The 25,766-nt window shown below is 48.5% G+C and carries 26 protein-coding genes; 17 read left to right on the forward strand and 9 right to left on the reverse strand.

Translation table 11 applies throughout. The annotated features are described in order from the left end of the window. Positions 1 to 565 precede the first annotated feature (565 nt). From ACTRXD_RS01385 to ACTRXD_RS01395, 3 genes are all read left to right on the forward strand, one after another. A complete protein-coding gene (locus tag ACTRXD_RS01385; RefSeq protein WP_442430089.1) occupies positions 566 to 901 on the forward strand; it encodes a hypothetical protein in 336 nt (111 codons plus the stop codon). Positions 902 to 1,025: 124 nt separating this feature from the next. Beyond that, positions 1,026 to 1,394: a hypothetical protein gene (locus ACTRXD_RS01390; RefSeq protein WP_442430090.1), complete on the forward strand. Its 369-nt coding sequence runs from the start codon at positions 1,026 to 1,028 to the stop codon at positions 1,392 to 1,394. A 76-nt stretch (positions 1,395 to 1,470) separates the two neighbouring features. Further along, on the forward strand, positions 1,471 to 1,701 hold the full coding sequence (locus ACTRXD_RS01395) for a hypothetical protein (RefSeq protein ID WP_442430091.1): 231 nt from the start codon (positions 1,471 to 1,473) through the stop codon (positions 1,699 to 1,701). Positions 1,702 to 1,762: 61 nt separating this feature from the next. Here the strand turns inward: ACTRXD_RS01395 and ACTRXD_RS01400 are convergent, their stop codons facing one another. Then, positions 1,763 to 2,068: a Trm112 family protein gene (locus ACTRXD_RS01400; protein ID WP_442430092.1), complete on the reverse strand. Its 306-nt coding sequence runs from the start codon at positions 2,066 to 2,068 to the stop codon at positions 1,763 to 1,765. A gap of 191 nt (positions 2,069 to 2,259) precedes the next feature. On the opposite strand from ACTRXD_RS01400, the gene ACTRXD_RS01405 reads away from it, so the two are divergent. The 7 genes from ACTRXD_RS01405 to ACTRXD_RS01435 all read left to right on the forward strand — a co-directional run bounded on the left by ACTRXD_RS01405 (position 2,260) and on the right by ACTRXD_RS01435 (position 8,269). Continuing rightward, the gene (locus ACTRXD_RS01405; RefSeq protein ID WP_442430093.1) at positions 2,260 to 2,898 is read left to right on the forward strand and encodes a DUF502 domain-containing protein; all 639 of its coding nucleotides are present in this window, start codon (positions 2,260 to 2,262) and stop codon (positions 2,896 to 2,898) included. A gap of 7 nt (positions 2,899 to 2,905) precedes the next feature. After that, a complete protein-coding gene (locus ACTRXD_RS01410) occupies positions 2,906 to 3,412 on the forward strand; it encodes a GNAT family N-acetyltransferase (RefSeq protein ID WP_442430094.1) in 507 nt (168 codons plus the stop codon). Between the two features lie 66 nt (positions 3,413 to 3,478). Next, positions 3,479 to 4,768, forward strand: a complete 1,290-nt coding sequence (locus ACTRXD_RS01415) for a DmpA family aminopeptidase (protein ID WP_442430095.1) — start codon at positions 3,479 to 3,481, stop codon at positions 4,766 to 4,768. 130 nt (positions 4,769 to 4,898) lie between these two features. Next, entirely contained in the window at positions 4,899 to 6,143 is a 1,245-nt protein-coding gene (locus ACTRXD_RS01420) for an FIST signal transduction protein (protein ID WP_442430096.1), read from the forward strand. Between the two features lie 119 nt (positions 6,144 to 6,262). Further along, positions 6,263 to 6,601, forward strand: a complete 339-nt coding sequence (locus tag ACTRXD_RS01425) for an FKBP-type peptidyl-prolyl cis-trans isomerase (protein WP_442430143.1) — start codon at positions 6,263 to 6,265, stop codon at positions 6,599 to 6,601. After that, positions 6,601 to 7,698: a glycine cleavage system aminomethyltransferase GcvT gene (gcvT, locus tag ACTRXD_RS01430; RefSeq protein WP_442430097.1), complete on the forward strand. Its 1,098-nt coding sequence runs from the start codon at positions 6,601 to 6,603 to the stop codon at positions 7,696 to 7,698. The genes ACTRXD_RS01425 and gcvT overlap by 1 nt, the downstream gene beginning before the upstream one ends. A 46-nt stretch (positions 7,699 to 7,744) precedes the next feature. Next, positions 7,745 to 8,269 (forward strand): NUDIX hydrolase, encoded by a 525-nt coding sequence (locus ACTRXD_RS01435; RefSeq protein ID WP_442430098.1) that lies wholly within the window; start codon positions 7,745 to 7,747, stop codon positions 8,267 to 8,269. Between the two features lie 422 nt (positions 8,270 to 8,691). Here the strand turns inward: ACTRXD_RS01435 and ACTRXD_RS01440 are convergent, their stop codons facing one another. The 4 genes from ACTRXD_RS01440 to ACTRXD_RS01455 form a co-directional block, all read right to left on the reverse strand. Next, the gene (locus ACTRXD_RS01440) at positions 8,692 to 9,129 is read right to left on the reverse strand and encodes a hypothetical protein (RefSeq protein WP_442430099.1); all 438 of its coding nucleotides are present in this window, start codon (positions 9,127 to 9,129) and stop codon (positions 8,692 to 8,694) included. Positions 9,130 to 9,198: 69 nt separating this feature from the next. Then, positions 9,199 to 10,032, reverse strand: a complete 834-nt coding sequence (locus ACTRXD_RS01445; RefSeq protein ID WP_442430100.1) for an SDR family oxidoreductase — start codon at positions 10,030 to 10,032, stop codon at positions 9,199 to 9,201. Between the two features lie 65 nt (positions 10,033 to 10,097). After that, the gene (locus ACTRXD_RS01450) at positions 10,098 to 10,667 is read right to left on the reverse strand and encodes a 2OG-Fe(II) oxygenase (RefSeq protein WP_442430101.1); all 570 of its coding nucleotides are present in this window, start codon (positions 10,665 to 10,667) and stop codon (positions 10,098 to 10,100) included. A gap of 454 nt (positions 10,668 to 11,121) precedes the next feature. Continuing rightward, positions 11,122 to 11,772, reverse strand: coding sequence for a 2OG-Fe(II) oxygenase (locus tag ACTRXD_RS01455; protein WP_442430102.1), 651 nt, complete (start codon positions 11,770 to 11,772; stop codon positions 11,122 to 11,124). A gap of 490 nt (positions 11,773 to 12,262) precedes the next feature. Here ACTRXD_RS01455 and ACTRXD_RS01460 point away from each other — a divergent pair, with 490 nt between their 5' ends. The 4 genes from ACTRXD_RS01460 to ACTRXD_RS01475 all read left to right on the forward strand — a co-directional run bounded on the left by ACTRXD_RS01460 (position 12,263) and on the right by ACTRXD_RS01475 (position 15,215). Next, positions 12,263 to 12,715, forward strand: coding sequence for a response regulator (locus ACTRXD_RS01460; protein WP_442430103.1), 453 nt, complete (start codon positions 12,263 to 12,265; stop codon positions 12,713 to 12,715). Positions 12,716 to 12,842: 127 nt separating this feature from the next. Then, positions 12,843 to 13,229: a response regulator gene (locus ACTRXD_RS01465; RefSeq protein WP_442430104.1), complete on the forward strand. Its 387-nt coding sequence runs from the start codon at positions 12,843 to 12,845 to the stop codon at positions 13,227 to 13,229. 454 nt (positions 13,230 to 13,683) lie between these two features. Further along, entirely contained in the window at positions 13,684 to 14,091 is a 408-nt protein-coding gene (locus ACTRXD_RS01470) for a CBS domain-containing protein (RefSeq protein ID WP_442430105.1), read from the forward strand. A 197-nt stretch (positions 14,092 to 14,288) separates the two neighbouring features. Further along, complete coding sequence (locus tag ACTRXD_RS01475; protein WP_442430106.1) at positions 14,289 to 15,215, forward strand: TerB family tellurite resistance protein; 927 nt, start codon at positions 14,289 to 14,291, stop codon at positions 15,213 to 15,215. Between the two features lie 341 nt (positions 15,216 to 15,556). Here ACTRXD_RS01475 and ACTRXD_RS01480 read toward each other — a convergent pair whose 3' ends face one another. The 3 genes from ACTRXD_RS01480 to gcvP all read right to left on the reverse strand — a co-directional run bounded on the left by ACTRXD_RS01480 (position 15,557) and on the right by gcvP (position 21,473). Next, on the reverse strand, positions 15,557 to 16,876 hold the full coding sequence (locus ACTRXD_RS01480; protein WP_442430107.1) for a hypothetical protein: 1,320 nt from the start codon (positions 16,874 to 16,876) through the stop codon (positions 15,557 to 15,559). A 248-nt stretch (positions 16,877 to 17,124) separates the two neighbouring features. Next, positions 17,125 to 18,384, reverse strand: coding sequence for a dicarboxylate/amino acid:cation symporter (locus ACTRXD_RS01485; RefSeq protein WP_442430108.1), 1,260 nt, complete (start codon positions 18,382 to 18,384; stop codon positions 17,125 to 17,127). A 236-nt stretch (positions 18,385 to 18,620) separates the two neighbouring features. Continuing rightward, positions 18,621 to 21,473 carry an aminomethyl-transferring glycine dehydrogenase gene (gcvP, locus tag ACTRXD_RS01490; protein WP_442430109.1) on the reverse strand — a complete coding sequence of 951 codons (2,853 nt, stop codon included), beginning with the start codon at positions 21,471 to 21,473 and terminating at the stop codon, positions 18,621 to 18,623. Between the two features lie 448 nt (positions 21,474 to 21,921). Between gcvP and ACTRXD_RS01495 the strand changes: the two genes are divergently transcribed. Then, positions 21,922 to 23,229 (forward strand): amidohydrolase family protein, encoded by a 1,308-nt coding sequence (locus tag ACTRXD_RS01495; protein WP_442430110.1) that lies wholly within the window; start codon positions 21,922 to 21,924, stop codon positions 23,227 to 23,229. A 37-nt stretch (positions 23,230 to 23,266) separates the two neighbouring features. On the opposite strand, the gene ACTRXD_RS01500 is transcribed toward ACTRXD_RS01495, so the two are convergent. Then, positions 23,267 to 23,869 (reverse strand): hypothetical protein, encoded by a 603-nt coding sequence (locus tag ACTRXD_RS01500; protein WP_442430111.1) that lies wholly within the window; start codon positions 23,867 to 23,869, stop codon positions 23,267 to 23,269. A gap of 335 nt (positions 23,870 to 24,204) precedes the next feature. On the opposite strand from ACTRXD_RS01500, the gene ACTRXD_RS01505 reads away from it, so the two are divergent. Next, positions 24,205 to 24,495, forward strand: coding sequence for an HU family DNA-binding protein (locus tag ACTRXD_RS01505; protein WP_312645035.1), 291 nt, complete (start codon positions 24,205 to 24,207; stop codon positions 24,493 to 24,495). 392 nt (positions 24,496 to 24,887) lie between these two features. Next, positions 24,888 to 25,649 (forward strand): tetratricopeptide repeat protein, encoded by a 762-nt coding sequence (locus ACTRXD_RS01510; protein ID WP_442430112.1) that lies wholly within the window; start codon positions 24,888 to 24,890, stop codon positions 25,647 to 25,649. Positions 25,650 to 25,766: the final 117 nt, after the last annotated feature.

The following is a 25,766-nucleotide window of genomic DNA, read 5'->3' on the forward strand; positions in this document are numbered from 1 at the left end:
TTGAGATGTACAACGACACGGTGTTGGGGTTCAACAAATCGGGCAAGGAAGCGGTGCGGCAGCAAGTGGAAGAGCCGATTTACATCCGCCCGGCGGAGCGGGTGAACTGGCTGTAAGCAGGGAGCCCAGAGGGGAACCCGAAGAGCAGGGGGCGACATGCGTCGCCCCCTGCTCTTTTTTTTCTGGGGTGCCGTATAATTTTTTGTAGAGAAGAGCTCGAAATTTATAAATGAACTGAGATGTTTTGAATTGAAACTGGCTTGATTAGGAGATGAGGTATCCGGTTTCTATTACGTTGGCCGGAAAATTTTATGAAGTGGCAATATATAAAATTTTGGGCTTACCTAGTTAATCGATAAAAATTGGTTTAAAACGGAATTGGTTGGTGGAATGGTTTGAAAAATTTTCAATTATTTTGACTTTTGAAGAATATTTTCAAAAATTGTTGTAAAAAAATCGGTATAAATGTTTTGATATACAAGGAACCCCTGATACAATTACAAATTAACTATTTGAAAATGTTGATTTCTTGGGCGATGAGGCCAAGGTGGGGTTATAAAGAAGCGTGACGAAACTTGTAAAAACAATAGAAGATATCCCGTTTTCGGCTCAAGCTGTATCCTTTGCCGAAATCATTAAAAATGGCGAAATTCCAAAACAATATATGGACAGTGAATATGTTATGCATCAATTTGTGGAACGTCTGGTTCACTATATTTTAAGTGTTCCGCAAGGTAAATTCTCAATGTCGGAGTTAGGGAAACTTTTGGAGAAAATGGATCCAACTCTCCAGGTTTTCTTTTTTAAACGGCTTAAAGAAAATAGTCCCAATAGCCTGAAGCAATTTGCACCCTTGTATTATGGGTTTATGGCCGAATTTCATCCTTTATTATTTACCTGAGCTCCCCAGAGCAATAAAAAAAGCAACCTTGTTGTACAATTATAATGAAAAAGTCCTAGAAGGATTCTGATTAGCAGTATATAATCAAAAGAGAGTACAATAATTTTTTTGTGAGGAACGGATAATGAATTCAATTTTACATCGTGCCGTGGCGAGTTTTTACAACTTGATTTATGAAGGACAAGCATTTGCCTCAACCATGGCCAGAATTGATGCGGCTGAACAAGAACGGTATTTTGGTCGGGTAGAAGGGCTTAACTGGGTTTTAGACCGCTGTCAAGAATTAGAGGATGTGGATATGAACCTGACGACAGCATCCCTTCAGAAGTTATTAGGGGATGTTAAGTCAGATCTGGAACATGAACTCTCCATACAACGTAGGGAAAAAGGGCGTCGCGCGGATGGAAGAGAAGAAGCCCTAATTTTTGTAACTGATTATCTCATCAGTTTAATCACTGCCACGGAAATCGAATCAACGAAAAGCCCTGTATAATTGCCTGCCCATCAGTGTTGGACCATTCCAGGAATGGTCCAAGCTCTGCTCTTTGTACTGAATACTCGGAACTAACATGGGGTTGTCTCGAAAAACAATGGTCCGTGAGTGGATTATTTTAGCCTTATGTTTAGGGTTGGGGGCCCATGTGGCATTGGGATTTCTTCTGCATGGTGGACAGAACTGGCCAATTGAATCTTATGGGTATTATGGTATTTTTTTTGGAGTCTTTATCTATGTGGTAGTCCAGATTGGTCGATCTCTATGGTGGTTTAAAAAAGGAGGTCGGAGTACACAAGGTTTATAAAAAGTCTATTCCCAAAAAATAATTACCGCTTTATTCTTAGAATTCGGTGAGGGCTAAAACCTTACATTGATGAGAGATCGGATTTCTCTATGGGAATGCCTTCTTCAATAAGCATAATGGGAATTTGATCACGAATAGGGTAGACCACAGTATTGTCTTTTCGAAGGAGTCCTCCATCAATTTGTTCAGTGACGAGTTGACCTCCCTTCGTCTTCAATTCTCCTTTTGAGATTTTTTGATTCAGTCGTTGAACAACGGTTTGATCCAATAAACACACCTCTTGCTTTGTCTCCGGACAACAGAGTATTGCCAAGAGGTCAGTAGCAATCTCACCTTTCCCTTTAATTGTATCCTCAGGGTGCACCATCTGATTCCTTTCAATACGTGCCAGCAAATTGACGGACTCTTCTCCCAATGAAGATTAGCACTGGCCTTCTTTTGTAGCAAGAAATTTTCAGAAAATTCGTATTTTTGAGCGCACAAATCATTGTGTCTCTGATGCTGCGGAGTGAGTAGGTTTTTGGTAGACTGCTCGCATTTCATAGCTCAACCTATTTTATGCCTGCCCTTACTGACCATACTTTCAAACGATATCTCCTGACTGGTTTATTTCTTATTATTCCAGCCTGGGGGACCTTATTGATCCTCTATACGCTACTCGAAGCCTTAGAGCATATGACGGTTGACATTGTGTGGGCGTTATATGGCGTAAGGATTCCAGGTTCAGGGATCACCTTTTTTTGTCTTCTTGTCCTCTGGGTGGGCATGGGAACGACCCATTTACTTGGGCAGCAAATCCATCGAAAATTGGAAGATTCTTTGGAGCGTATTCCCTTTGTGCGTAGTATTTACTATACCCTTAAAAGTATGGCGGATGTCCTCAAATTCCGCGATCGATTTGGCCAAAGCAAAGTCGTCGCATTTCCGTTTCCTCGTGAGGGGCTTTGGGCTTTAGGGTTTGACATGGGATTACCTCCACCCAGGCTACAAGTTGCCCCTGAAGGAACTCTAAGGATGGTCTTTGTTCCGACAGCAATCCATCCGTTTACCGGCTATCTGGCCTTTGTCCCAGAAGAGAGTGTGAATCGAATTCAGTTACCACCAGAAGAGGCAATGAAAATGGAGTTTTCAGCCGGACTCTACCGCCCCCGACCGGGATGGTTGTCACCAGCAAATGTTCCGACGAAGGATCGTTGACCTGGAAATGGATAGGTCATCCCCGGTGATAATCAGACGGGCAACCATGTCCGATTTGAATGCTATTGTGGGTTTCAACTTGGCTTTAGCCAGGGAAACTGAAAATCGCGCATTAGATGTGCGGATTCTTGAGTCGGGTATAGAGGCAATTCTCAAAGATTCGGGTAAGGGATGGTATGCAGTTGCAGAAAAGTCTCTTATTGGTGGCGGACTTATAGTAGTTGGGCAGATACTGGTCACCTTTGAGTGGAGCGATTGGCGAAACGGGAATTTTTGGTGGCTTCAAAGTGTGTACGTGCATCCAGATCAGCGTCAACAGCAAATCTTTCGGCAGCTTTATGAGTATGTGCAAAGCCAAGCCTACTTGAACAAGGAACCCGTTTGTGGATATCGCCTCTATGTGGAGGAGAAAAATCATCGGGCCCAACAGGCCTATGCCCACCTCGGATTTCAAGAAACGGCTTACCATATGTATGAGAAAGAGCATTCCTGGATATTCCCGTCCTTTCCCTAATCAATTGTGTGAATGACTCTTCCCTGCTATTGGTGAATGGGTTGGAGGACAGGTAGGACTGGCAATATGCGTTTTCCGAAATTGAATCAGGGTGTTCAGGCCTATCTTTTTAGCATGTTAGGAATTGGCTGGGCATGGACTGGCTCTGCGGTATTGGCCAATCCTTCTGCCTCCCAGGATTTGGTAGAACCCCGCCCCCATGTGCAAGATCTTGGGATCATTATAGGCCGGTATGCTCCGGGGGAAATGAATGCCATCACCGATGTCCAAGGGGTGAAAGTAGGACATGTCACCATTCATGAAGGCGAGGGGGCCTTGCAGGTAGGTCAAGGCCCTGTTCGGACCGGTGTGACGGTCATTATTCCGCGTGAAGATGTTTGGCATCATAAAGTTCCAGCAGGAGCGTTTGTATTAAATGGGACAGGGGAAATGACGGGATTGGCCTGGGTCGCGGAATCAGGGTTTTTAGAATATCCCATCGCGTTAACGAATACGTTGAATGTCCCTCGTGTGGCAGATGGCGTCATGAGCTGGATGATTCAGCGGTATCCCGACATTGGGATAACAGATGATACGCTCACGCCTGTGGTGGCTGAATGTGACGATAGCCGACTGAATGATAGTCAGGGAAGGCATGTGTCTCCGGAAGATGTGGTTCACGCCCTGGAAACGGCAACAAGAGGTCCTGTTTCAGAGGGATCAGTTGGGGCAGGGACGGGGATGGTGTCCTATCAATTTAAAGGTGGCATTGGTACCGCCTCTCGAGTGCTTCCATCTGAAGATGGAGGATATCGTGTCGGCGTCTTAGTAAATGCTAACCATGGCCGTCGTCATGAACTAACGATCGCGGGAGTGCCGGTGGGCCAAGTTTATAATACCGACCTGCCAATTGTTTCACGCAAAGACCCCGAAGAATCGATCGTGCCAGCTCTGGACGAGCTTCCGGGAGAGGTCCCCCCTCAAAGACGGCAGGACAGCGGGTCCATTATCATCATTATCGCGACGGATGCTCCGCTTGATGCACGCCAACTGTCTAGACTCTCGCGCCGGGCTACCATAGGCTTGGCGCGAACCGGGTCCATTTCCCATCATGGCAGTGGAGATTTTGTCCTGGCGTTTTCCACCGGCAATGTTATTCCTCATTATCCGGAACACCGGACATTTTTTATGGCACATCTTGCCGATACCCATATCAATCCCTTGTTTCAAGCCACGGTGGAGGCCACGGAAGAGGCCATTCTCAACGCCCTGCTGCAAGCCACAACGGTGACAGGAAGAGATGGGCGACGTTTTGAGGCCATCTCTGTTGAAAGACTCCGTTTGATTTTCAATGCCTATGGTCGCACAATTCAGTAAGCAACTTAGGTCAGGGGTTAATGTTCTTTGGTTTTATCGGGACGGGTTAGGAAAAGAGGACAAAAATTCACCAAATCTCTTTCATGGACATCGTTTGGCGGGGATTGCTAGACTTCGAAACAATTGAATTATGATGCAGTGTCACGTTGCCCTTTCCCAAGAAGCTCATCCCGAAGTTGCCGCTCAGGCGGTAGCCGCATCAGTGTATGAGGCATTAGGCCAGGCGGAATGTCATCTCGCATTTGTCTTTTTTTCTCCCCATTATTCCTCAGACATTCAACGCATGGTCGAAATCATCCACCAGAACCTTCGTCCTCAGGCACTGGTGGGGTGTATGGGACAAGGGGTAATTGGGGGCAATCAGGAAATTGAGGAACATCCTGGTCTGGTGCTCTGGGGCCTGAGAAGCACCGATATGCGAGTGGTGCCCTTCAAGTTAACGCCAAACTCAGAGGGTGAGGAAGCGTCATTGGCTGGCTGGCCTGTGGCATTAGAAGCCACCACCCATCCTTACACGTTTTTCCTTTTTGCCGATCCGTTTTCTACCCCCATAGATGAATTATTGTCCCTGTTGGAGGAGCATGCTCCAGGATCATCCGCTATTGGAGGAATTTCGAGTGGAGGCATGGATGTCGGGGAAAGCCGCCTGGTCTTAAATCGAGACATTATGGGATCCGGGGTCGTCGGCGTGGCTGTTAAGGGTGGATTGGAAATCCGGACGGTGGTGTCTCAAGGGTGTCAACCTATTGGTGAACGGTATGTTGTGACCAAGGTCGATCGGAATATCATTCAGGAGCTTGGGGGAATCCCGCCATTGGAACGATTGGAAACCACCTTGAAAGCGTTAGATGAACACGAACAACAACAAGTGGCTCACGGGCTGCAAGTGGGCATTGCCATGGATGAACATCGCCACGAATTCGGCCAAGGGGACTTTTTGATCCGCGGGCTGTTAGGAGCCGATCGACAATCTGGGAGTCTCGCCATCGCAGATTTTGTCCAGGAGGGCCAGACGATTCAGTTCCATGTGCGGGATGCTCATGCCGCGAGTGAAGACTTCCATTTACTTTTATCGAAGGAGCGAGTGACCCATCCGGACGGTCTGCCTAAGGGCGCGTTGTTATTTAGTTGTAATGGCCGTGGGAGGCGATTTTTCGAAACTCCTCACCATGATGTGTCCACTTTGCAACAACAAATGGGGACCATTCCGATAGCGGGATTCTTTGCAGGTGGAGAAATTGGTCCCGTAAGCGGGAAGAATTTTTTGCATGGGTATACGGCCAGTATGGCGCTGTTTTATGAAGAAATGTCTCGCCCATCAAAAACGGGCATGGTATTGGATACGTTTCATTCTAGCAAAGAGAGAGGTTCATGAAAAACGGTATGATGTTACAATCAGGTCTTCGATTACCCGTATTTATTATAGGATCCTGGATCCTCCTCCTCATTATATTTGTATTGAATCCTCTGTCTGGGAAGGCTGCGGAAGAAGCGATGATGACCACGCCTTCTGGATTACAGTATGTCGATCTCGCCATTGGTTCCGGGCGTGAAGCCCATCCGGGAGAAACCGCCATCGTCCATTACACGGGAACACTCACCGACGGAAAAAAATTCGATAGCTCTAAAGATCGTAATTCACCTTTTTCCTTTCGATTAGGAGCGGGCCAGGTGATTAAGGGTTGGGACGAGGGCGTCGAAGGGATGAAAATCGGTGGTATCCGCAAATTGGTAATCCCGCCTCAATTAGGATACGGTTCCCGAGGGGCCGGAGCAGCGGTTCCCCCCAATGCCACTCTTATCTTTGAAGTCGAATTGCTCGATCTGCGTTGATGAACGAAACCCCGCTTGTTCCCGCCCATCGTGCGCTCAATGCCAAGCTGGTGGATTTCGCCGGCTGGCTCATGCCCATTCAATATACTGGTGTCCTTGAGGAATATTTTGCGGTCAGGAAGTCGGCTGGTTTCTTCGACGTCAGCCACATGGGACGCATCGAGGTATCGGGGGACCAGGCTGAAGCCTTTCTTCAATGGGTCAGTACCAATGACGTCAGTCGCCTCCAGAAAGGGCAGGCTCAATATAGCATGGTCTGTCAATCCTCCGGAGGCATTCTCGATGACGTGTTTGTCTATAGAACCGGGTCCTCCTCGTTTTTGGTTTGCGTCAATGCCTCCAATCGGGAAAAGATGCTCCAATGGTTCTTGAAGCATCAGTCGGAAAAATTTCCGCGGGCGATCATTCGTGATCAATCAACAGAGATGGCTCAAATTGCCATTCAAGGGCCGGCATCAAAAGCCATTATGCAAAACCTCATAGGAATGCCAATCGAAGCCCTGAAGCCCCGGAATTGTTTGGCGCTGGAGGGCGCGGAGTTTTCCGGGTTACTTAGTCGAACGGGATATACCGGAGAGCTTGGATATGAATGGTATGTGCCTGCGGCGCAAGCGGTCTCCGCGTGGGATCGACTATTGAAGGCCGGCGCGGAATTCGAAGCCAAGCCCGCAGGGCTAGGGGCGCGGGATCTTTTGCGATTAGACGTGGGCTACTTGCTGTATGGCAACGATATGGATGAGGACACCTCCCCGCTGGAAGCAAGTGCCGAGTGGGTAGTGGCCTGGGATAAAGGCGAGTTTCAAGGGCACCTCGCGCTACGCAAACAGCAGAAAGATGGTCTCACTCGTCAGCTTGCCGCCTTTGAAATGGTGGAACGCGGTATTCCCCGCCACGATATGACTATTTTCAGCAATGAACAATTGGTGGGTAAGGTCACCAGTGGAAATTTTTCGCCAATTTTGCAAAAAGGGATTGGCTTAGGATATGTGCCCCCTGAACTGCGCAAGGAAGGCATGTCGCTTGAAATCGACATTCGTGGAAAGCGGGTACAAGCCAAGACTGTCACGCTTCCGTTTTACAAACGTCCAAAATCTTAAAGCGCTATTGTAGTATTACTCATTCTGACTGAAACGAGAACCCCTTTTGTTCACCGAACATATCTATGCCGGAAAAGTCTTAATTCTCAACCGCGAAACGGTGCAATTGCCCAATGGGCAATCCACCCAATTAGAAGTCATTCGCCATCCTGGTGCCTCGGCTGTCGTGCCGGTTAAAGGTGACGGTACTGTTATTCTCATTCGGCAATTTCGCCATGCAGCGGGAGGATTTATTTATGAAATCCCCGCGGGCAAACTACATCCTCAGGAAGCCCCGCTCATCTGTGCAGCACGCGAGCTGGAGGAAGAGATTGGCTATCGGGCCGGTCAGTTGGAGTTGCTCACCAGTATTTGGACCGCTCCAGGATTTACGGATGAAGTCATCCATATCTATCGGGGAACGGATCTGAAGGAAGGACGCCAGAATTTGGACCACGATGAAGTGTTGGACGTGGTGGAATGGCCGCTTGAAAAGGCGTTGGCCGGTATTCAGGACGGCACCATTCGTGATGCCAAAACAATCATCGGGTTGCAGCTCGTATTTCTAGCCTCCCATTCTTCATCCGTCTAGCCGGTTATAGATTGATCGAAAGCGTCCGGACTCCTCGCATTGGGTACACCCGCCACACAATTAGGAAGAAACTGCTGGAACGCCGTTGAATCCCACAGTTCAATTTTTCAAAAACCAGGCATCTGTGCTTTAGCCGAATTTTTTTGATTAGCTAGTTAGAGCGGTTGGCGTGCCTCAGGCTTAATCTGTAAGAAAATCTAGATGACGGCCTGCTTTGGGATTGGCATGACTGGGGAGGCACAAATCATGTTGAGTTCACTATTGGCCTACGCCTCGGAACCTTTTGTTCCTGAGTATGATTATTCGGGCCGTTATGTTTGCTGTTCCTTTTTTTACTTCTAAACAAGCCCTCAGCCACCAGACACTAAATTGGAAGGATTGAGGCAACGGTTTTGGGGCGCTGAGCTCTTTTTACTGGCAAGTCATTTTTTTGGACAGGGCGGTAAAAAGTACGCAATGACAGAATGTTTACAGAACAAATACCAGGCAATCAACGTGATAAGGGAACATGAGAAGCCGATGGTTCCCAAAAAACTTGGAGAAAAAATAGCTTTTCCAGTCCCCATATAAAGAAAAGAAAAAAGGCACATGAAAAAGAGCCAAATGCTCCAAGTACCCAGATAGAGTTGTCTAGCAAAAGGAGTTTTCGTAAGAAAGAGATAGCCGCACCAAGAAAGAGACGCCCCAAATGGCAGCAACAGGAATCTGGTTGCATCGCTCACGAATTGTCCATATGGACCATCTAATACCAATCCAGAATAATAGTAGAAGGCTAGAGGAGAAAAGAGGCCAGTCACGATAGCATAAAAAGTTAAAAATCTTAAAAAACCTGGCATCGCCAGAAAGTTTTGTCGCATCATTTCGAATCAATTCTGCGTAGAGCAATACTCTTTTACAAAATCAATTAATTTTATATTTTTGTAGATTATTCAGCCATCCAGGACGCTTGCCAAGGGCCAAGAAAGGCTATCTGAATAGGCGCTGGTTAATTCCACCCGGCCCAGATGGGGGGCCGGCCGTTGATGACGGCTCTCGCAACGGAAAGCGGGAGGTTCTCCCAAAATCGACATCAAATGATTGGCCAATTCCACTCTCGATACAGCCCGAGTGGCGGAGATGTGCCGGATGCCTGTCTCAGTGCTTTGTGCGAATTTCACAACGCGTCTGGCCAGATCCGTCACCCATACAACTGAGCGAGATTCATCCTCAACAATGGTAATGGGAAGATGTTGTTGCGTGCGGTATCGAAGCCAATCCAGATGCCCTGTGCGCCCGTTAGGGGAAGGGCCAATCGCCAGACCCGTCCGAATGACCAGTGACCCGTGTCGATTCAAGACCAGCTTTTCTGCGTTGACACGGGTCTGGCCGTACACACTAATGGGACACGGGGGAGAATATTCATGGTACTCCCCATCCCCTCCAAAAACATGGTCCGAGGACACATACACCAATCGGATATGGGCTGGTAGTTTCTCCACCACCCGGCGGAGATGTTGGACGTTGATCTCATGCGCCCAATCGGGGTCGGCTTCACACTTCGGCACATCACACACCGCATGGCAATACAACAGGACTTTCGGCTGATACTGAGCCAAGGTGCGTTCCACCCAATCTGAATTTTCCAACTGAAGGGTCGGCCACTCACAAACCGATTTCGAAGAATTGCCCGGGGAGATAAACGGCAGAATGGTTTCCGGAAATAATCTGGCGAGGTTGAAACCAAGAATAGAGGTCGCCCCAAAGAGGAGGGTGGAATGGATCATCTGCACCGAGTTATTGAGGCCATCGGGGAAGTCAGGACTGTTGCGATCTCCTGAAGTCGCACAATTTAAAATGCCCAACCCACAAACGTGTATCGCTCCCCTTTCGTGACTTCTTTGACTTCATGTGGATACATGAAGTTCGAGGGAAAAACGAGCATATCCCCGGTTTTAAGCTTCACCTCATAGTCGGAAGAGAATAAAAATTCGCCCCCTTCATAGCCCTCGTTCAGCACCCCTAATAAGGACAAGATGGGGATGCCTTTATATTTCCCGTCAAAAATCGAATGAATATGATCGTAATGTTTCCTCATCATGGTCCCGGTGCGGTACCGGTTAAACCGTATGGGCGTGAAGGTTTGGATAAAACTTTTAATGCGTTCATCTTCTTGTTTCGCAAACTTTATCATATATTCTTCGACGGATTGGCAAATAAACGGGGCTAACGTATCCTGTAAGGCTTGGGTGGTATTGAGGGTATCTAATTCTTTTTCAGGCTCGGATTTGAAATTATCGGCTGAATAGTTATACCAGGTATGGGGTTTCCACTCTTTGTTTTTAATTTCCTCTAGAACTTCCTGGCAAATATGTTGAGGAATCACGTTAGTCACAAAAATATAGTCTGATACATTATCCATTGCGCATCTCCTTGAAATTCAGATATCTGACACCGCCGGCGGAAGCTTGGAATGGCACCATCTGCACGCAATTCCGAAAGCAGTATTTCCAATCCCTCTTGTCCAAAGAAGCCCTTATGCGATTGTAATCCCCAATGTGACTGTGTGGCCAGTCCTCAGATACTTCCGCCTATAATGGGGGCCTCCCGGCCTTGCTAGGCGGGCCTTTTTGAACATCCTGCTTCGCTCAGGGAAGTTCGTGAAATTTTTGATCCTAATAAGCTCTCAGAAAAAATTGGAGTTTTTCAGCAGTTCGCTAGGGTACGGCAACGTCTCACCCAACTGAGGCACTTTGTGAACTTTCACGGCAGGATTTTCAAGCTGGGAAGGCCCTGCTGCATCACAGCCTTAAAGTGTGATCCCTTCCGGAGTAGAAATGATAGGACTGAAAAAGGTCTGGGTGGTGTGAGGTGTTTTAATGTTCTGTCATGAACCATCCGGCGATGGAGAGACGCTTATGGTCTCCAGCAAGTACGTCTACCCGGCAGACCCGATGTTGTCGAGGTACGGCAAAGATGGCCAATGATCCCGGCAATGGGGGGATGCAATGTGTCACCTGTAAAGACGTATTCTTTTTTGAGTTCGCGGGAGGACCATACAAGATAAGTTCCCCTCCCCAGTCCGGATGCCATTCCTCGTGGAAATAGGTGACCAAGGCGAGACGACGAGTTGGCGGTCGACGGCCCTCGGCATAGGTATAGAGGTCGTCGGTATCGTCGTGGGTTGGAAGACAATCACCCGCCCCATACGAAAAATAGTTAAAATTGACATGCCGCTTTTTTATGTTTGGAAAGGATTCAATGTAGGCGGCAATGCAGGACATTCCGACCCGTTGGATAAAGTGGGCAGCATCGGAAGAGCCAATGTCCGATTTCTGCCAATTTCCGCAATTGGGAAAGGCTCGAGCCACGGGTGGCATATCGGCCAGGGCAATCCATTTCGATTGTGCCATGGCTTCCCGAACAACCTTCCGTTCTTCCTGACTCCAAAAATCTTCCAGTATCAACACCGGATCCTCGGCAAACGAAAATTGGTCAGGATGAAATTGAGAGAAATTGGCTTTCATGCTTCAGGGGCAATCAAAAGTTAGGGTTGGATGCAGAGAACGTGGAGACTTCTTTTAGCAAGTTTCTCATAGGGTATCAAATGAGAAATGAGAGGCATGTTCGGCAAAAGGACCCCTTTCAGGTTTTACTGGATTAAAGGACTGTGACCCCGTCTCATCGGTAGAGACGTCTTCTCCTTTCTGAAACCAAGGAGGTTTTAGGAAAGATGATAAATATTTCCTTAGGAGAGCATCTTCTAAATGCATTGCTCTACAAGCATCACAAGGGATACGCCCCTTATCCATTTAGATAACTGAATTGGGACTTTCCTCACTCCTAATAGATAACGGGTAGAGCGCTAAGAAAATTTTACTTTTAATTTCAATGTGTTACTTCTAAGAATTTATTGAAAGATATGGCAGGAAGAGCTTGGCAATACTTTTGCTTATAAAGGAAGTTGGGCGGAACTGGGACCAATTGATTGATAACCTTTTTATCAGGTAGCGATTCATGAACCTGGGAACGATAGGCGAGGTCGCAGGCCAAGGAGCGATCCCCGACACCTATGTGGCTATTCCATGGGCGTACCATATGAAAAAACCCATTCTATTAATTGAAGACGACCGGCCTTACAGGCAGGCCTTGCGTCTGTATTTGGAGAGTCACGGCTTTACAGCTAAGGAAGCCGAGGATGGTCGGGAGGCCCTGGTCTTATTGGATGGAGGCCTCGACGTGGATATCATCATATCAGATTATCATATGCCCGTTATCAATGGGCTCGATTTTCTCAAAGCCCTGTCCTATCGTGTGAAGGGACAGGACGTGCGAGTCATACTCGTGAGTGGTAATATGACAAAGGAAATTGAAAAGGAAGCAAAGCAAGCAGGGGCTTTTGCGCTTCTGTCAAAACCGTTCGATTTTCAGGATCTTCTGGCGTTGGTGTCCCGGGCAGGTAAACAATAGGTTTCTCAAAGGCCTTTTGTGAGAAAATGGCATAAAATTCTTGACCATGAAATCCGACGACACCCACAAAAAATATACAATGTTGCGTCGGGAGGAAACGGTATCGAAACCCTGGTGAGGTGGATATGTGAAAGCGAAAATTTTACTCCTGGATGATGACCACGAATTATGTTCAACCTTGCGGGATCGATTGGAAATGGAAGGCTATGATGTTCAGACTGCCTCCGATGGCCGACTGGGATTAAGGCTCTATCATGAGAGTCCCGTTGATCTGGTCATTACTGATGTGCTCATGCCTGAAATGGACGGGCTAGAAGTAATACGGGTACTTGCTGGGACACCCTCTCCTCCGTTGATGATTGCCATGTCGGGAGGTGGGAGCCGTGATTTAGGATTTTTGGTAGAGGCGGCTGAGTTTGGTGCAACCCGCACACTCCCCAAGCCTTTTCTCCTGAATGATCTGGTGCGCCTTGTGAAAGAACTGCTGAGTACCCTGCCCCATTTATCGACATGAATCTTCAGTTCAACTCCAACGGGCGGCGGGTGTAAAGATCCCATGAATCTGCAACATGATGAATTGACGTACGGTGTGGGAAGACCGGAGGGAGGAATGGCCCCTTCCTGAGGTGAACAGGGCAATGAGCCTACTGTGCGATTGCTGAAATTGTGTAACAAGTGAGGTAGGTAATCGCAGTCCTGGCCCGGGATTCTTCCAAGGACCGCTCTGTGGAATCCTGCGGACAGAAGGGTTTTCCGCATGATTGACGCCCCCTTGCCCATTGCAATGTTGATGGGATGAAGTAAAAAACCCCCTGTAAACTTTTATTTCTAGAATGCCGAATAGGAAGGGTGACGGCTATAGCAGCTGACGGCCAAGTATTGTGGAAAGGACTGATTTCAGTCACCCTATACCATGAGGACTTCGTAAGGTGGAGTCAGAGACGAGAACCAGGGTAATCGCCAGAATTATGACGTCCAGAGTTGTGACCGTTGAGATGGATGATCCACTTGAGGTGGTCAAGGATATCTTCAAGAAAGTCCCCTTTCATCATCTACTCGTCGTGGACAATGACAAGCTAGTGGGAATAATTTCCGACCGGGATATGTTGAAAGCCGTCAGTCCGTTTGTCGGAACGATGTCGGAAACCACCCGGGATCGAGCGACCCTTAATAAACGTGTCCATCAAATTATGTCGCATCATCCGGTGACGGTTCGTTCATCCTGCTCTTTGCAGGAAGCGGCTGAACTGATGTTAGCCCGAGGGGTCTCTTGCCTCCCCATCACGACCATTGGTGGAGAAGTTTTGGGTATTGTCACGTGGAAAGATGTGTTGAGAGCAATTCTGGATTCCCATGGTTTCACCGGTGATTCATAAGTATCTTCGCGTTGTTTTCGGTCGGTGTCGGGGCTGCCGCTTGTTCCTCATTTCACTGGGTTCTTTAGCCTCTGGAATCCCTTCGGTATACTGACCCTAGAATTTCCCACATCATTATGAATCTTGTTGACGAGGCAGGCGAGCCTGGTGAGTTACAGGTATGCTACGCCTAGAGTCTACAGAAAAGGAGGATAGGGATGGTCGATAAAAGCTTTATTCTTGAACTTGGTAAACTGTTGATCGGTGCCGCATGGGCTGATGGGAAACTGTCGTCCACCGAAGTGAACGGATTAAAAGAACTCTTGTTTCAATTGCCGGATATTTCCGGAGAGGAATGGATGGAATTGGAGCTGTATATGGTTTCCCCGGTGAGCGAGGAAGAACGGCAACGTCTTTTACATCGGGTGCTAGGACGTATGGGATCGGCAGAGGATAAAGCTCTGGCTTTAGCGACGATTGGAAAGCTTCTGTCCTCAGAAACATCAGGTGGGGATCAACAAACAGAAGTGGTCCAACAGCTTAGGGCCGATCTTGAGGAGGGGAGTAGCGGGTTCTTAGAACATCTTCGACGACCATTTCGCCAAATATTGAATCTGCGGGGGCAGCGTTATACCGACGAGCATGATCGTGAAAGTCGATTGGAAGATTTCATTAAAAACACCATTTATTTCCAGGTCACGATGGAATTGCGCGATCGGGGCATCACCTTTGATCTCCCTGATGCTGAGATTCGCAAGCTGTGTCTGGCGGCAGGATTGATGGCACGAGTAGCCGGCGTTGATCATGTGGTGGATTCAGTAGAAACCACGGCCATGAGCGCTGTACTTAAACGTCACTGGTCATTAACAGACGAACAGGCACAACTGGTTGCGGAAATCAGTCATCACCGGATTTTCCGGGGGTTGGATAGCGTACGATTGGTGAAACGTTTTAAGGAATTAACGACGAGGACTGAACGGAAAGAGTTTCTCCATTGTTTATTTGAAGTGGCCAATGCGGCCGAACAGACCTCGTTTGTGGAGATTGAGGAAATTCGAAGCATTGCGAAAGGCATGGATCTCAGTCACCAGGATTTTCTTGATGCCAAGCTGACTATTCCGCGAGAAGATCGCAAGGGGCTCTGAGAATGCCGGGTTTCGCCCCGGGAGGCGACCTACTTTTCTTTCGGGAAAAGTAGGCAAAACCATTGACGCCCAGTCCGGCCACATTAGAGGGGTCTGACGCAGGATTGAAGAGCGGTCCAACTCGCTCCGCTCAAACAAGGCCCGCCGAATATAAAGAGCGTCCGACCCTAGGGCCGGCCAGCAGGCGTCGGACATTGGGAAGAGGAAGGGTGAGGAGGGAAATGGTGAATGGACGCGAGATGGCGGCGCAAGCGATTCGGCTCAAGGGCTGGCCGGAATCAAAATATAAATATATGAAGCCAATACTTGACCAGAAATTAATTTAGAAAATTCCCTAATATTTAGATTCCACAAATTTCAAAAAACTCATCCATCTTGTTTCGCATTTCTAATAAATAATCTTTACGTTCAATTGTGGACCGGCCGTCTATGTGGAATAGAGAATCTCCTGGATTCCATGGCTCAAAATCACTTGTAATGGCATCTGGAAGCGGTAGTTCACTTTTGCCATTAACGGCGTCTACTATAGGATCTAATTGTCCCAATAATCCCACTTTTTTCCCCCATTGGCCACCGATTTCCACTAACTTTGAAAAAATTGGATGAGAGACCTGTTTTAAGATTCTAGAGGTCTCCTCCTCAAACTTTTTTTCCCATTCCTGTGTCACGACCTCTAGGTCTAGATCCATCGCAGATGTTAATACCCTATTGATCCATTGGGGTACATCCTGACTGACTGGTGGTTGAGCATGGTAACAAAGTATTGCGTATATGAAATCACGATCGTGACTAGCCAATATTGCTTGCAGGCGATCAATTTTCCATTCATTTTGTCTCCAAATTTCCCAGTTGGGGGGAATCTTGATACGAGAAATTAAAGAGGTAGGAAAGTTCAGTGCCAATCCAGAAAGAGCTGAAGAATAGGGAAATATTGAAAAGAGATCTGTTGAACCGCAGTGATTGGCTAAAAGATGGAGTGATGTTACATAAACAAGGAAATCTGGATCATATAATTTAGAATTATAATCCTTCATAAATATATTCTTATTAACCAATGCTGCATCATGATTTACTCCCCTACATTCTTCGATTATCCAGAGGAACTCGGAGTACATGGCCCTAACTTCGGCTAATGAAGCCTGAGAAATAGGCATTCGAGCAATTAAGGACTTCTGATTATCAGTGCTGCCCTTAAAAAATCGTATGAAAGGAATTGGACTGTTGTGATCGAATTTCCCTGAGAAATCAAAACGAGAGCCAAGAGAAAGCGTCCACCGCCATGGTGGCCTTTCGCTGCACTTGGGTCCTTTAGTGAAGTAGTAACGGCTTGAGGAGACTCTATTAATGTGTTTGTTAGCCTCTACTATTTTGAAAAACATAGCAGGGTCATTTTTTTCACGGGCCACGAGCCCACAATAGTACGCACAAAGAATATTACGTCCCCATAAAGTACCGACATGATCTAACCAATGCGTATACTCGTGAGCAGCTAATGTTAGGGTTTTATTTCTAGCTTCTGGTTCCTTGCCCTTCAGAGCACTAAGTGTTGTGCTGTCAATATCGTCCAAAGTAACCAATTGAAGATCAAAGTGATACTGCCCAAGTGTTTTTACATTGAAGAATGGTTGCCAACGTTTTCCTATTGGAATAGGTGAAGCCACTTAAAACTCCGATTACATTGGGGTAAAGACTAATAGGCCATTACTAATTCCTATGAAAAGACATGTCTTGATATTAATCAAAATTCAGAGTTATAGATAGGATTCATGGCGTAGTTTAGAAAATGCCCGTGGTCAGGTATTGAAATACGATATCTGGCAGGTCTTGCCTCACGGGAACAATGCTGATTCAGTAAAAGTTTAAGTTGATGGAGAAACGAAAGGTGTGGCTAGGGCGGCTAGAAATAAATTTATGTTTTGGTAGCAGATTCAAAGCGATCAATCACCGCGGCGCCGACGGCATCGCCCCAGACGTTGACTGTGGTCCTGCAACGATCTAAAAACCAATCCACCACCAAGATCAGGGAAATTCCTTCAATTGGCAGGTCCACGGCTTTGAGCACAATGACCATCGTTACGAGTCCGGCCTCTGGGATACCTGCAGCGCCTATCGCAGAGAGGGTGGCGGTAAGCAGTACAATAATGGTTTCTCCCAACCCCATTTCAATTCCATAGGTTTGTGCGATAAACATGGCGGCAACCGCTTCATAGAGTGCGGTCCCATTCATGTTGATGGTGGCTCCTAAGGGAACCACGAAACTCACGACCCGTCGAGAAACCTTTGCTTCCTCAATCAGGCTTTCCATCGTGAGGGGTAGGGTGGCCGAACTGGAGCTGGTTGAGAAGGCGGTCATCAGTGGGGTACTCATGGCTTTGGCATAAGCTGGAACTGAACGTTGACCGAGACATTGTAAAGATAATGGAAGCATGACCAAGCCATGAATGGCTAAGGCAAGGAGCACTGTACCTACATAGGTTCCTAAGCTCGCCAATTGGGGACCAAATCCGGTGAACCCTCCGGCTTCGCCTAATCTCCCAGCTAACAAGGCGCCGATGCCTATTGGGGCGACCCACATGAGTAGGTGAACGATGGCCATCATAGCCTCGTTGATGCCTTCAAAGACCCGAATGACTAGCGTGCCTTTTTCGCCAATGGTGGTGAGGACGCCACCAAAGACCAAGGCAAAGACGATCAGCGGCAGGATTTGAGTTTCGGCCATGGCCGCGAATAAATTTTTGGGGACTAAGCTCGTGAGGATGGATTTAAACAAATCACTCAGAGTGGTGGGTTTGTCTTCCATGCGTTCTGACAGGCTTGTGGTCTGTACCGTTGATGTGTCAGGGCCGGCTTGTTCGGTTGGTGTTCCAGGGTGAATGACGATGACCAAGATCAAACCGACCAACACCGCCAGTCCAGTCGTGGTCATGAAAAATAGGATGGTGCGAAGGCCAATAGATCCGAGTTGCCGCACATCGCCTAAGCTGGCAATGCCGACAATCATTGAACTCATGACCAAGGGGACGACGAGCGCGAACAAGGCTTGTAAAAACAGGTCACCGATAAATGCGAGGCTCAATCCGATGGATGGTGCAAGCCCACCCAGGAGAATGCCGACGACAATGCCCAAAAGCATGCCGATGAGCAGATGATGCGGGCTGGAGGCTTTCATGTGGTTGGATGCTGTTTCCATCAAGAATAGGAACGGGCTATCCAATGGTCGATGAAAAGCCTAGAGGAAGTCTAGGAGCCTGTCGGACTTAGGATGAATCGGCTACAAAAGTGTCTAAGCGGCCCATATTTCGCCGATTTCTTGGACGATAGTCCCACTATGGGCCGGCGAAATCGTCAAAATCTGGCCTCGCTCAGTCAATTTTTCGCTCTCGATCCCCTAAGCCCGACAGGCTCCTAGGATGAATAGGTGTCCATGGGGGGACAGGTGCATATTAGGTTCCGGTCTCCGTAGACATTATCAATCCTCGACACAGATGGCCAAAATTTGTGCTGCCGTAACCAGGGGGCGGGAAATGCAGCGGTTTCACGGGAATAGGGGTGCGGCCAGTCGGATTGTGCGATGGTCTCAATAGTATGAGGCGCATGTTTTAAAGGATTATTGTCGCGAGGGAGGCGACCTGCTTCAATTTCGGCAATTTCCTGGCGGATCAGGATGAGCGCATCGCAATACCGGTCTAACTCCGCCTTAGATTCACTTTCGGTTGGCTCGATCATCAGAGTGCCGGGGACCGGCCATGAAATCGTGGGAGCATGGAACCCGAAATCCATGAGCCGTTTGGCCACATCTTCCACTTCAATGTCCGCTGATTTTTTGAAAGGGCGAAGATCTAAAATAAATTCGTGGGCCGCCATCCCATTTTTGCCGGCATAGAGCATCGAATAATATTTATCCAATTTGTTGGCCATATAGTTGGCATTGAGGATGGCCACTTGTGAGGCTTTGGTGAGTCCCTCTCCGCCCATGAGTTTAATGAAGACCCAGGAGATGGGAAGAATATTCGGGCTGCCATACGGGGCAGCGGCGATGGGCCCGATACCTTTTGGTCCTCCCACCTGTACCAGGGGATGACCTGGTAGAAAGGGGGCCAAGTGCGATGCGACGGCAATGGGGCCCATCCCTGGGCCTCCGCCACCGTGGGGGATACAAAAAGTTTTGTGCAGGTTGAGATGGCACACATCCGCCCCGAATGCAGCCGGATGCACCAAGCCAACCATGGCATTCATATTGGCGCCATCCAAATACACTTGGCCTCCATGCGTGTGCACGATTTCACAAACCTTGCGGATACCTTCTTCGAATACGCCATGGGTAGATGGGTAAGTCACCATTAAACAGGAGAGGGTGTCATGGTATTGGGCTGACTTGGCTTCTAAATCCTGAATATCAATGTTTCCATGGCTATCACAGGCGACAGGGACAACCTTCAATCCGGCGATGACCGCACTCGCGGGGTTGGTCCCGTGCGCGGAAACCGGAATAAGACAGATATTCCGTTTTTTCTGCCCTCGCTCCTCTTGATAGGCCCGAATGACCATCAATCCGGTATATTCTCCTTGAGAGCCGGCGTTGGGTTGAAGTGAAACAGCCTCAAATCCGGTGATCTCGGCGAGCCATGCCTCCAATTGCCGAAACAACAATTGATACCCTTCCGCCTGGTCACTTGGAGCAAAGGGGTGCATCCGACTGAATTCCGGCCATGTCACGGGAACCATCTCCGCTGTCGCATTAAGCTTCATGGTGCATGACCCCAAGGGAATCATGGAGTGGACGAGGGAGAGGTCCTTCGATTGGAGCCGATACATATATCTGAGCAATTCGTGCTCGGAATGATAGTCGTGAAAAACAGGATGTGTGAGAAAAGGAGATTGTCGCTGAAAGGTGCTTGGGATGGAGGAACCGACTTGTTCGGCCAGATCGTTTAAGGAGAAGGGAAGAGGTGGATTGTCGGTGAAAAGGGTCAGGAGCTGACTCACGTCTGTGATGGTGGTCGCTTCGTCCAACGCGATGCCAAAGGACCCATCCGGAAATTGTCGAAGATTGATGAAACTCTGCTGACCCTTCTTCATAATTTGGGCCGGGCTCAGATGCGGGCACCGAACCCGGAGGGTATCAAAAAAGGCATTGGAGTCGAGTTGACATCCCAGGCGACGAAGTCCTTCGGCTGTGAGCGCAGTGAGGTGATGAACACTGGTGGCGATGTTTTTTAATCCTTCCGGCCCATGGTAGACCGCATACATGCCGGCAATATTTGCCAGCAGCACTTGTGCGGTACAAATGTTACTCGTTGCTCGATCGCGCCGGATATGTTGCTCCCGGGTTTGGAGGGCCAGGCGATATGCCGTTTGGCCATGTGCGTCCTTAGATACTCCCACCATCCGGCCTGGGATGTTTCGTTTAAAAGAATCTTTTGTGGCCAGAAATGCCGCATGGGGACCGCCATAGCCCAGCGGGACCCCAAATCGTTGCGATGACCCCACCGCAATATCCGCTCCCCATTCTCCGGGTGGCACTAAGAGGGTTAGGGCGAGAAGATCCGTACTGACCACGACGAGTGCCCCGGCTTCATGCGCCTTCTGGGCCAGGGCTTCATAGGAGCGGAGCGTGCCGTCCGTGGACGGATAGGAGAGGAGAATGCCGAAGGTCTCATCGTTTGAAAAATTTAATATATCTGGATTCCCTATGGAAATTGAGATATTCAATGGCTTGGCCCGAGTCTGTAGGACGCCAATGATTTGCGGGTGACAATCCTCCGCGACGAAAAATGTACGTCCTTGCAGGGTGCTGAGTGCCCGACACATACTCATGGCTTCCGCCGCTGCCGTGGCTTCGTCTAGCAGTGAGGCATTCGCCAGGGGAAGCGCAGTCAGATCGGCGACCATGGTTTGGAAATTGAGTAAAGCCTCCAATCGTCCCTGGGCAATTTCCGCTTGATAGGGCGTATATTGGGTATACCAGGCGGGATTTTCCAGAATATTCCGTCCAATCACCGGTGGGGTCAGGCAATCGTAATAACCCATGCCGAGAAATGATCGATAGACCTGATTACGTGCGCTGAGGTGGCGGAGTTCAGCAAGCACCTCTTCTTCCGATTGTGCCGGGGGCAAATCCAAGGATCGGGCGAGGCGAATTTCCTGCGGAACCGTGCCTTGCATAAGGGTATTGAGTGAAGAGAGCCCCAGCGCTCCCAACATTTCTTGAATTTGGCTCTCACTGGATCCGATATGGCGGTTGGCGAACGTGGTCATGCCTGGCTACACCTCATGTGATGTGAAGGTTATCCCTCAAGCGGATGGGAAATTTGTTGCGATAACCGTATTGAGGAAATGATGATTTCTAGTTTTAGACCAATGGTGAAAAACTTCGAGAGGTATTCCGAAAGAAAACATAACTGACAAATGCGTCTCTCATGAATAGAGAAAGAGATAAGTCAATGTCTTCGAAGATTATCATGTTTATTATGAATCCGCAAAATTTCAATGCCGCCAAATGTTATCGATGTGATTTATTACCAGGTGTTAAAAAATGAACGCGACCAGAATAAGGGACGCTCAGAGGGGGCGCCGAACATCCCCTGCTTGTCCGGAGGAGTCGTCCAGGAAGGAGCCTGATCGAATGTGTTGCAGATATTGACGGATATACGGTAAAGACAAAGTGGAGGATTCATGAGATTTATATCTAGAAGAGAGGAATGTGATGATTGTTCTCTCAAATATACACAAACTCTATGATGGGACGTCCGCAACAACCAGGTCTATTCACGAACGAGTTGATGTGTGGATAGATGATGGAACCATCAAGGCCGTTTCTCCTCATAACCCCGCTCGTCCTCAGGGATCTAATGTTCATCGGATCGACTGTGCAACCTATACCGTCACCCCAGGACTTATCGACTGTCATGGGCATGTGACACTTTGGGGAGTGGGAAGTGGTGAACTGGACCGAATGAATTCACCGGAGGCCCCGTTTTGGGCTGAACGTATCTTATATCGCACCCTCGTTCAGGGAGGCGTGACGACTCTGCGGGATGTGGGTGGAGCCACCTCTGTTCTGAAACGACTCGTGGATCAGGGGGTGATGTTAGGTCCACGTCTCAAGTTGGCCATATGCATGCTCTCCACTACTGGAGGACATGCGGATTTTCGAGGGCCGGACCGGTGCTGCGGGGAGCTTTCCCGTTTGTGGCCTGCTGGTCCCGGTCGTCCGTCCAGTATCGTCGATGGGCCGTGGGAATGCCGAAAGCGGGTAAGAGAGATTGCCGCCTGCGGGGGCGATCTTGTGAAAATTTGTGCCAGCCCGGGTGTGGTGTCTCCTACCGACCATTTGGAGCATCGGGATTTTACTCTTGAGGAAATGGAAGCAATCTGTGACGAAGCGGCTGGGCGAGGGATGTATGTGGCGGCCCATGCCCATAGTCGAAATGGTATCAAGTTGGCCATTCAGGCTGGAGTGAAGGATATCCAACACATTTCTTTTATGAATGAGGATCTGGCCGAATTGGCCTATGCGAAGGGGTGTGTAGTGACTCCGACTGCATGGGTGGGGCAAAAATTGGCTCAGTCAGAGGGGTTCAACGCCTTCATTCGCGCCAAAGTTCAGCAGGTGGCAGAGAGCCATGCTCAGGCAGTCAAATCTGCGCAAGCTAGCGGGCTCAAACTGTTGGCTGGCACTGATCCGGTATTACCCGATATGCATGGCCGGAATTACATGGAGTTGGTGGCATTGATCGCAGAGGGCATACCGCCTCTGGCAGCATGGTTCGGAGCGACGGGGTTGGCGGCGGATCAACTTGGACAAACCGATTCAGGAACACTATTGGAAGGGAAACGCGCCGATATCCTGATCTGCAGGGAAGATGTGGTTGAGGACCCGTCGCGATTTGAATACGGAGCTCTTTTGGAGGTGTTGAAAGATGGCTGGGCCTATCGCAATGGACTTCCGGGTATGAGGCAACGGACTTTTCCGGATTGCGTGGACTTGGCCCTCGGATCAAGCTCTTCGTGAGGCTCTTCTTCAGAGCAGGATTGAACTATAATGTGTCCTATGCCAATGTTTGGGTATCAGTCTTGGGTGTAGGCGCTATATCATCCCCAGATTCCGCGACTTCCTCCAAGTCCACAATGAGTTCGCCCTTCGGAGAATAAAATCCCTGTCCGTCGATTTGCACAATGCCATTGCAGTTTTCTTGAAAAAATTCCAGAATCCATCCGTTAAAATCATAGCCCTCATCAGTCATATCTTTTTTCACCATTTGGGTGGTGGCAATGAAGCGGGCTTTTGAAATACATTCCCGGGCAATCTCGGCTTCGATATCATCAAAGACAGATATGCGGTTAAAAAATGCGGTTTTTTCTCCCTCAAACACGTCCTGATAGGTACCCCGGTCACGCAAGCAAAATAAGCGGATGGGCTTTCTCTCCCGGCTATACCCAAGGGATACATGGACCCAGTCCCAATCTTCCAGGGCGGCCGGGTCCATTTTGGGAATGAGTGGAACCTGATTTTTGGATTTGAGAAAGTCCAGGAGCAACTTCAGGGGTGGGCTATCCTCCCTCGTGCAAAACACCCTGGAATATATCAGTTCTTCTTGTTCTGAGGATTCTGATTGTTTGGGGAATGGGATAACAGGTAATTCTTTTGCCATGATCGATGCCTCGTGTGTGTTGTGCCAATTGCACGAATGATTAAAGTAATTAAAATGTGTATTTCAGCTACTTTACCGTGACAAAACCCGAGGCAGCAAGACAGAAAAGTCATTGGGAAACTTATGACAAAAGAATATTCGCCGCACTGGGCTTGTTTTTTGTTGACAGTTTTTGAGGCATTCGGTAGACTCTGCCGCCGTTGTGACAGAAGGGAGAGGTGTTCCCGCGTTAAACCCTTCTTCCAAAATGACAGACAAGGCAACCCTTCCTTGGAATTTTAGAATCAACAAATGGTGTTTCTTACTAAAACAATTCAAATGAGGAGGAAATGTGTATGGGAAAGGCCATGACAAAGTCGCAGATTGCCGATCACCTGGCTAAAAAAGCGGATGTTACCAAGAAAATTGCCACGCAAATTCTTGATGATTTTGCCGCGTTGGCTTACAAGGAAGCCAAAAATGCATTTGTGGTACCTGGAATTGGCAAGTTGGTCCTTGCACACCGAAAAGCCAGAATGGGCAGAAATCCCCAAACTGGAGCTGCGATTAAAATCCCAGCCAAACGTGTCGTGAAGTTCCGCGTAGCCAAGGCGGCTAAAGATGCGATCTTGGGGGTTAAAAAGTAACTGTACCCTTCTCTAGGCATGATCCTGTCGGCTTTCCCCTCTCTAAGCCGGTTGGTTTGAATGAATGAAAAGGCGGGGCCCTGCCTTTTTATTTTGAGTTTCTCACAACAGCCGAGTTCAGATGTCTGGACTCGGCTGTTGTGTTTTTAGGCCGAGTGGGATTCGGACAAACCAATATAGTTGGGACGCTTTTCAGACTGAATGTCGCAATAGCCCTTCGATCCGGTGAGGTCTCCCTGATCCTTGTCAGACAAATGATGTAATCTTGCTGAGGCGCGCTTACGTGTCATAGGTTTTCAGGCAGGTACAAGCCTAGAGAGTCGGGCAGGATGTATGTTTTACCGGTTTTCGTTTGAGAACTGAACAATTGTTACGGGATTTTCATTGCTATCATGGCCAGCTCTGCTTCTCGTCTTGGCGAAATTTTTCTTCATCGTGGCGATCTGTCAAAAGCGCGTGAGTGCTATGAACAGGCTACCGCAGAGGCAAGACAGCTGGGATCACCCAAGGCTTTGTCAGATGCTTTGGGTAATCTGGGAAATGTCAGCGCCTTGTTAGGACACTATGAACAAGCCGAGGCCTGTTATCGAGAAGTCCTGGAAATTCAACGAACCTTGCAGGAAGGGCATGCCATCGGGGAAACCCTGGTAAATTTAGGAAGTCTCAAAGCCGATAGGGGTGAACCGGAAACGGCTCACGCGTTCTATTTGGAAGCTATAGATTATTTAACCCCTTTAGGCCATGACCGGGCTTTGGGAATTTTATATAGCAATCTGGCCCTGCAAGAATTGAAGTTACATCGGTCCGAACCTGCCATTCAAGCCTTTCACACGGCTTTAGACTACCACCGCAAAGTCGGAAATGAAGACGGCCTGGCTACCACCTATGGGCAACTTGGGAAAACATTTTTTCATCTGGGCAATCTTACGCGGGCCGAGGCCTGTCTCAATAATGCGACTGAACATTTCATCAAGCTGGGACATAGAACGGGGGAGGCAGGAGCCTTGCGTCTACTGGCTGCCGTCTATATCGAGCGAAAAGATCACCTCTCGGCGCTTCGCTGCCTGGAGCGTGTCGTGCAAATCGATCTGACCTATAGGCTCCCACAATATGAGGATGATCACCAACGATTAACCTGGTTGCGTAGTTCCTAAGCGGACTCACGGAAAAATGGTCTCCATGTTGTGGGAAGGTGTATGACAGATCTGAGCTTGCACGCCATGAGCGCGGGCCTCAAAGGCAGGACATAATTCGGATAACCCGTTATGGTT

Source organism: Nitrospira sp. T9, from assembly GCF_052156535.1.
Taxonomy (GTDB): Bacteria; Nitrospirota; Nitrospiria; order Nitrospirales; family UBA8639; genus Nitrospira_E.

Excerpts from the sequence above, each read along its gene's own strand:
- ACTRXD_RS01390 (WP_442430090.1), top strand. The coding sequence starts at position 1,026 with ATGAATTCAATTTTACATCGTGCCGTGGCGAGTTTTTACAACTTGATT.
- ACTRXD_RS01395 (WP_442430091.1), top strand. The coding sequence starts at position 1,471 with ATGGGGTTGTCTCGAAAAACAATGGTCCGTGAGTGGATTATTTTAGCC.
- ACTRXD_RS01400 (WP_442430092.1), bottom strand. The coding sequence starts at position 2,068 with ATGGTGCACCCTGAGGATACAATTAAAGGGAAAGGTGAGATTGCTACT.
- ACTRXD_RS01405 (WP_442430093.1), top strand. The coding sequence starts at position 2,260 with ATGCCTGCCCTTACTGACCATACTTTCAAACGATATCTCCTGACTGGT.
- ACTRXD_RS01410 (WP_442430094.1), top strand. The coding sequence starts at position 2,906 with ATGGATAGGTCATCCCCGGTGATAATCAGACGGGCAACCATGTCCGAT.
- ACTRXD_RS01415 (WP_442430095.1), top strand. The coding sequence starts at position 3,479 with ATGCGTTTTCCGAAATTGAATCAGGGTGTTCAGGCCTATCTTTTTAGC.
- ACTRXD_RS01420 (WP_442430096.1), top strand. The coding sequence starts at position 4,899 with ATGATGCAGTGTCACGTTGCCCTTTCCCAAGAAGCTCATCCCGAAGTT.
- ACTRXD_RS01425 (WP_442430143.1), top strand. The coding sequence starts at position 6,263 with ATGATGACCACGCCTTCTGGATTACAGTATGTCGATCTCGCCATTGGT.
- gcvT (WP_442430097.1), top strand. The coding sequence starts at position 6,601 with ATGAACGAAACCCCGCTTGTTCCCGCCCATCGTGCGCTCAATGCCAAG.
- ACTRXD_RS01440 (WP_442430099.1), bottom strand. The coding sequence starts at position 9,129 with ATGATGCGACAAAACTTTCTGGCGATGCCAGGTTTTTTAAGATTTTTA.
- ACTRXD_RS01445 (WP_442430100.1), bottom strand. The coding sequence starts at position 10,032 with ATGATCCATTCCACCCTCCTCTTTGGGGCGACCTCTATTCTTGGTTTC.
- ACTRXD_RS01450 (WP_442430101.1), bottom strand. The coding sequence starts at position 10,667 with ATGGATAATGTATCAGACTATATTTTTGTGACTAACGTGATTCCTCAA.
- ACTRXD_RS01455 (WP_442430102.1), bottom strand. The coding sequence starts at position 11,772 with ATGAAAGCCAATTTCTCTCAATTTCATCCTGACCAATTTTCGTTTGCC.
- ACTRXD_RS01460 (WP_442430103.1), top strand. The coding sequence starts at position 12,263 with ATGAACCTGGGAACGATAGGCGAGGTCGCAGGCCAAGGAGCGATCCCC.
- ACTRXD_RS01470 (WP_442430105.1), top strand. The coding sequence starts at position 13,684 with ATGACGTCCAGAGTTGTGACCGTTGAGATGGATGATCCACTTGAGGTG.
- ACTRXD_RS01475 (WP_442430106.1), top strand. The coding sequence starts at position 14,289 with ATGGTCGATAAAAGCTTTATTCTTGAACTTGGTAAACTGTTGATCGGT.
- ACTRXD_RS01485 (WP_442430108.1), bottom strand. The coding sequence starts at position 18,384 with ATGAAAGCCTCCAGCCCGCATCATCTGCTCATCGGCATGCTTTTGGGC.
- gcvP (WP_442430109.1), bottom strand. The coding sequence starts at position 21,473 with ATGACCACGTTCGCCAACCGCCATATCGGATCCAGTGAGAGCCAAATT.
- ACTRXD_RS01495 (WP_442430110.1), top strand. The coding sequence starts at position 21,922 with ATGATTGTTCTCTCAAATATACACAAACTCTATGATGGGACGTCCGCA.
- ACTRXD_RS01500 (WP_442430111.1), bottom strand. The coding sequence starts at position 23,869 with ATGGCAAAAGAATTACCTGTTATCCCATTCCCCAAACAATCAGAATCC.
- ACTRXD_RS01505 (WP_312645035.1), top strand. The coding sequence starts at position 24,205 with ATGGGAAAGGCCATGACAAAGTCGCAGATTGCCGATCACCTGGCTAAA.
- ACTRXD_RS01510 (WP_442430112.1), top strand. The coding sequence starts at position 24,888 with ATGGCCAGCTCTGCTTCTCGTCTTGGCGAAATTTTTCTTCATCGTGGC.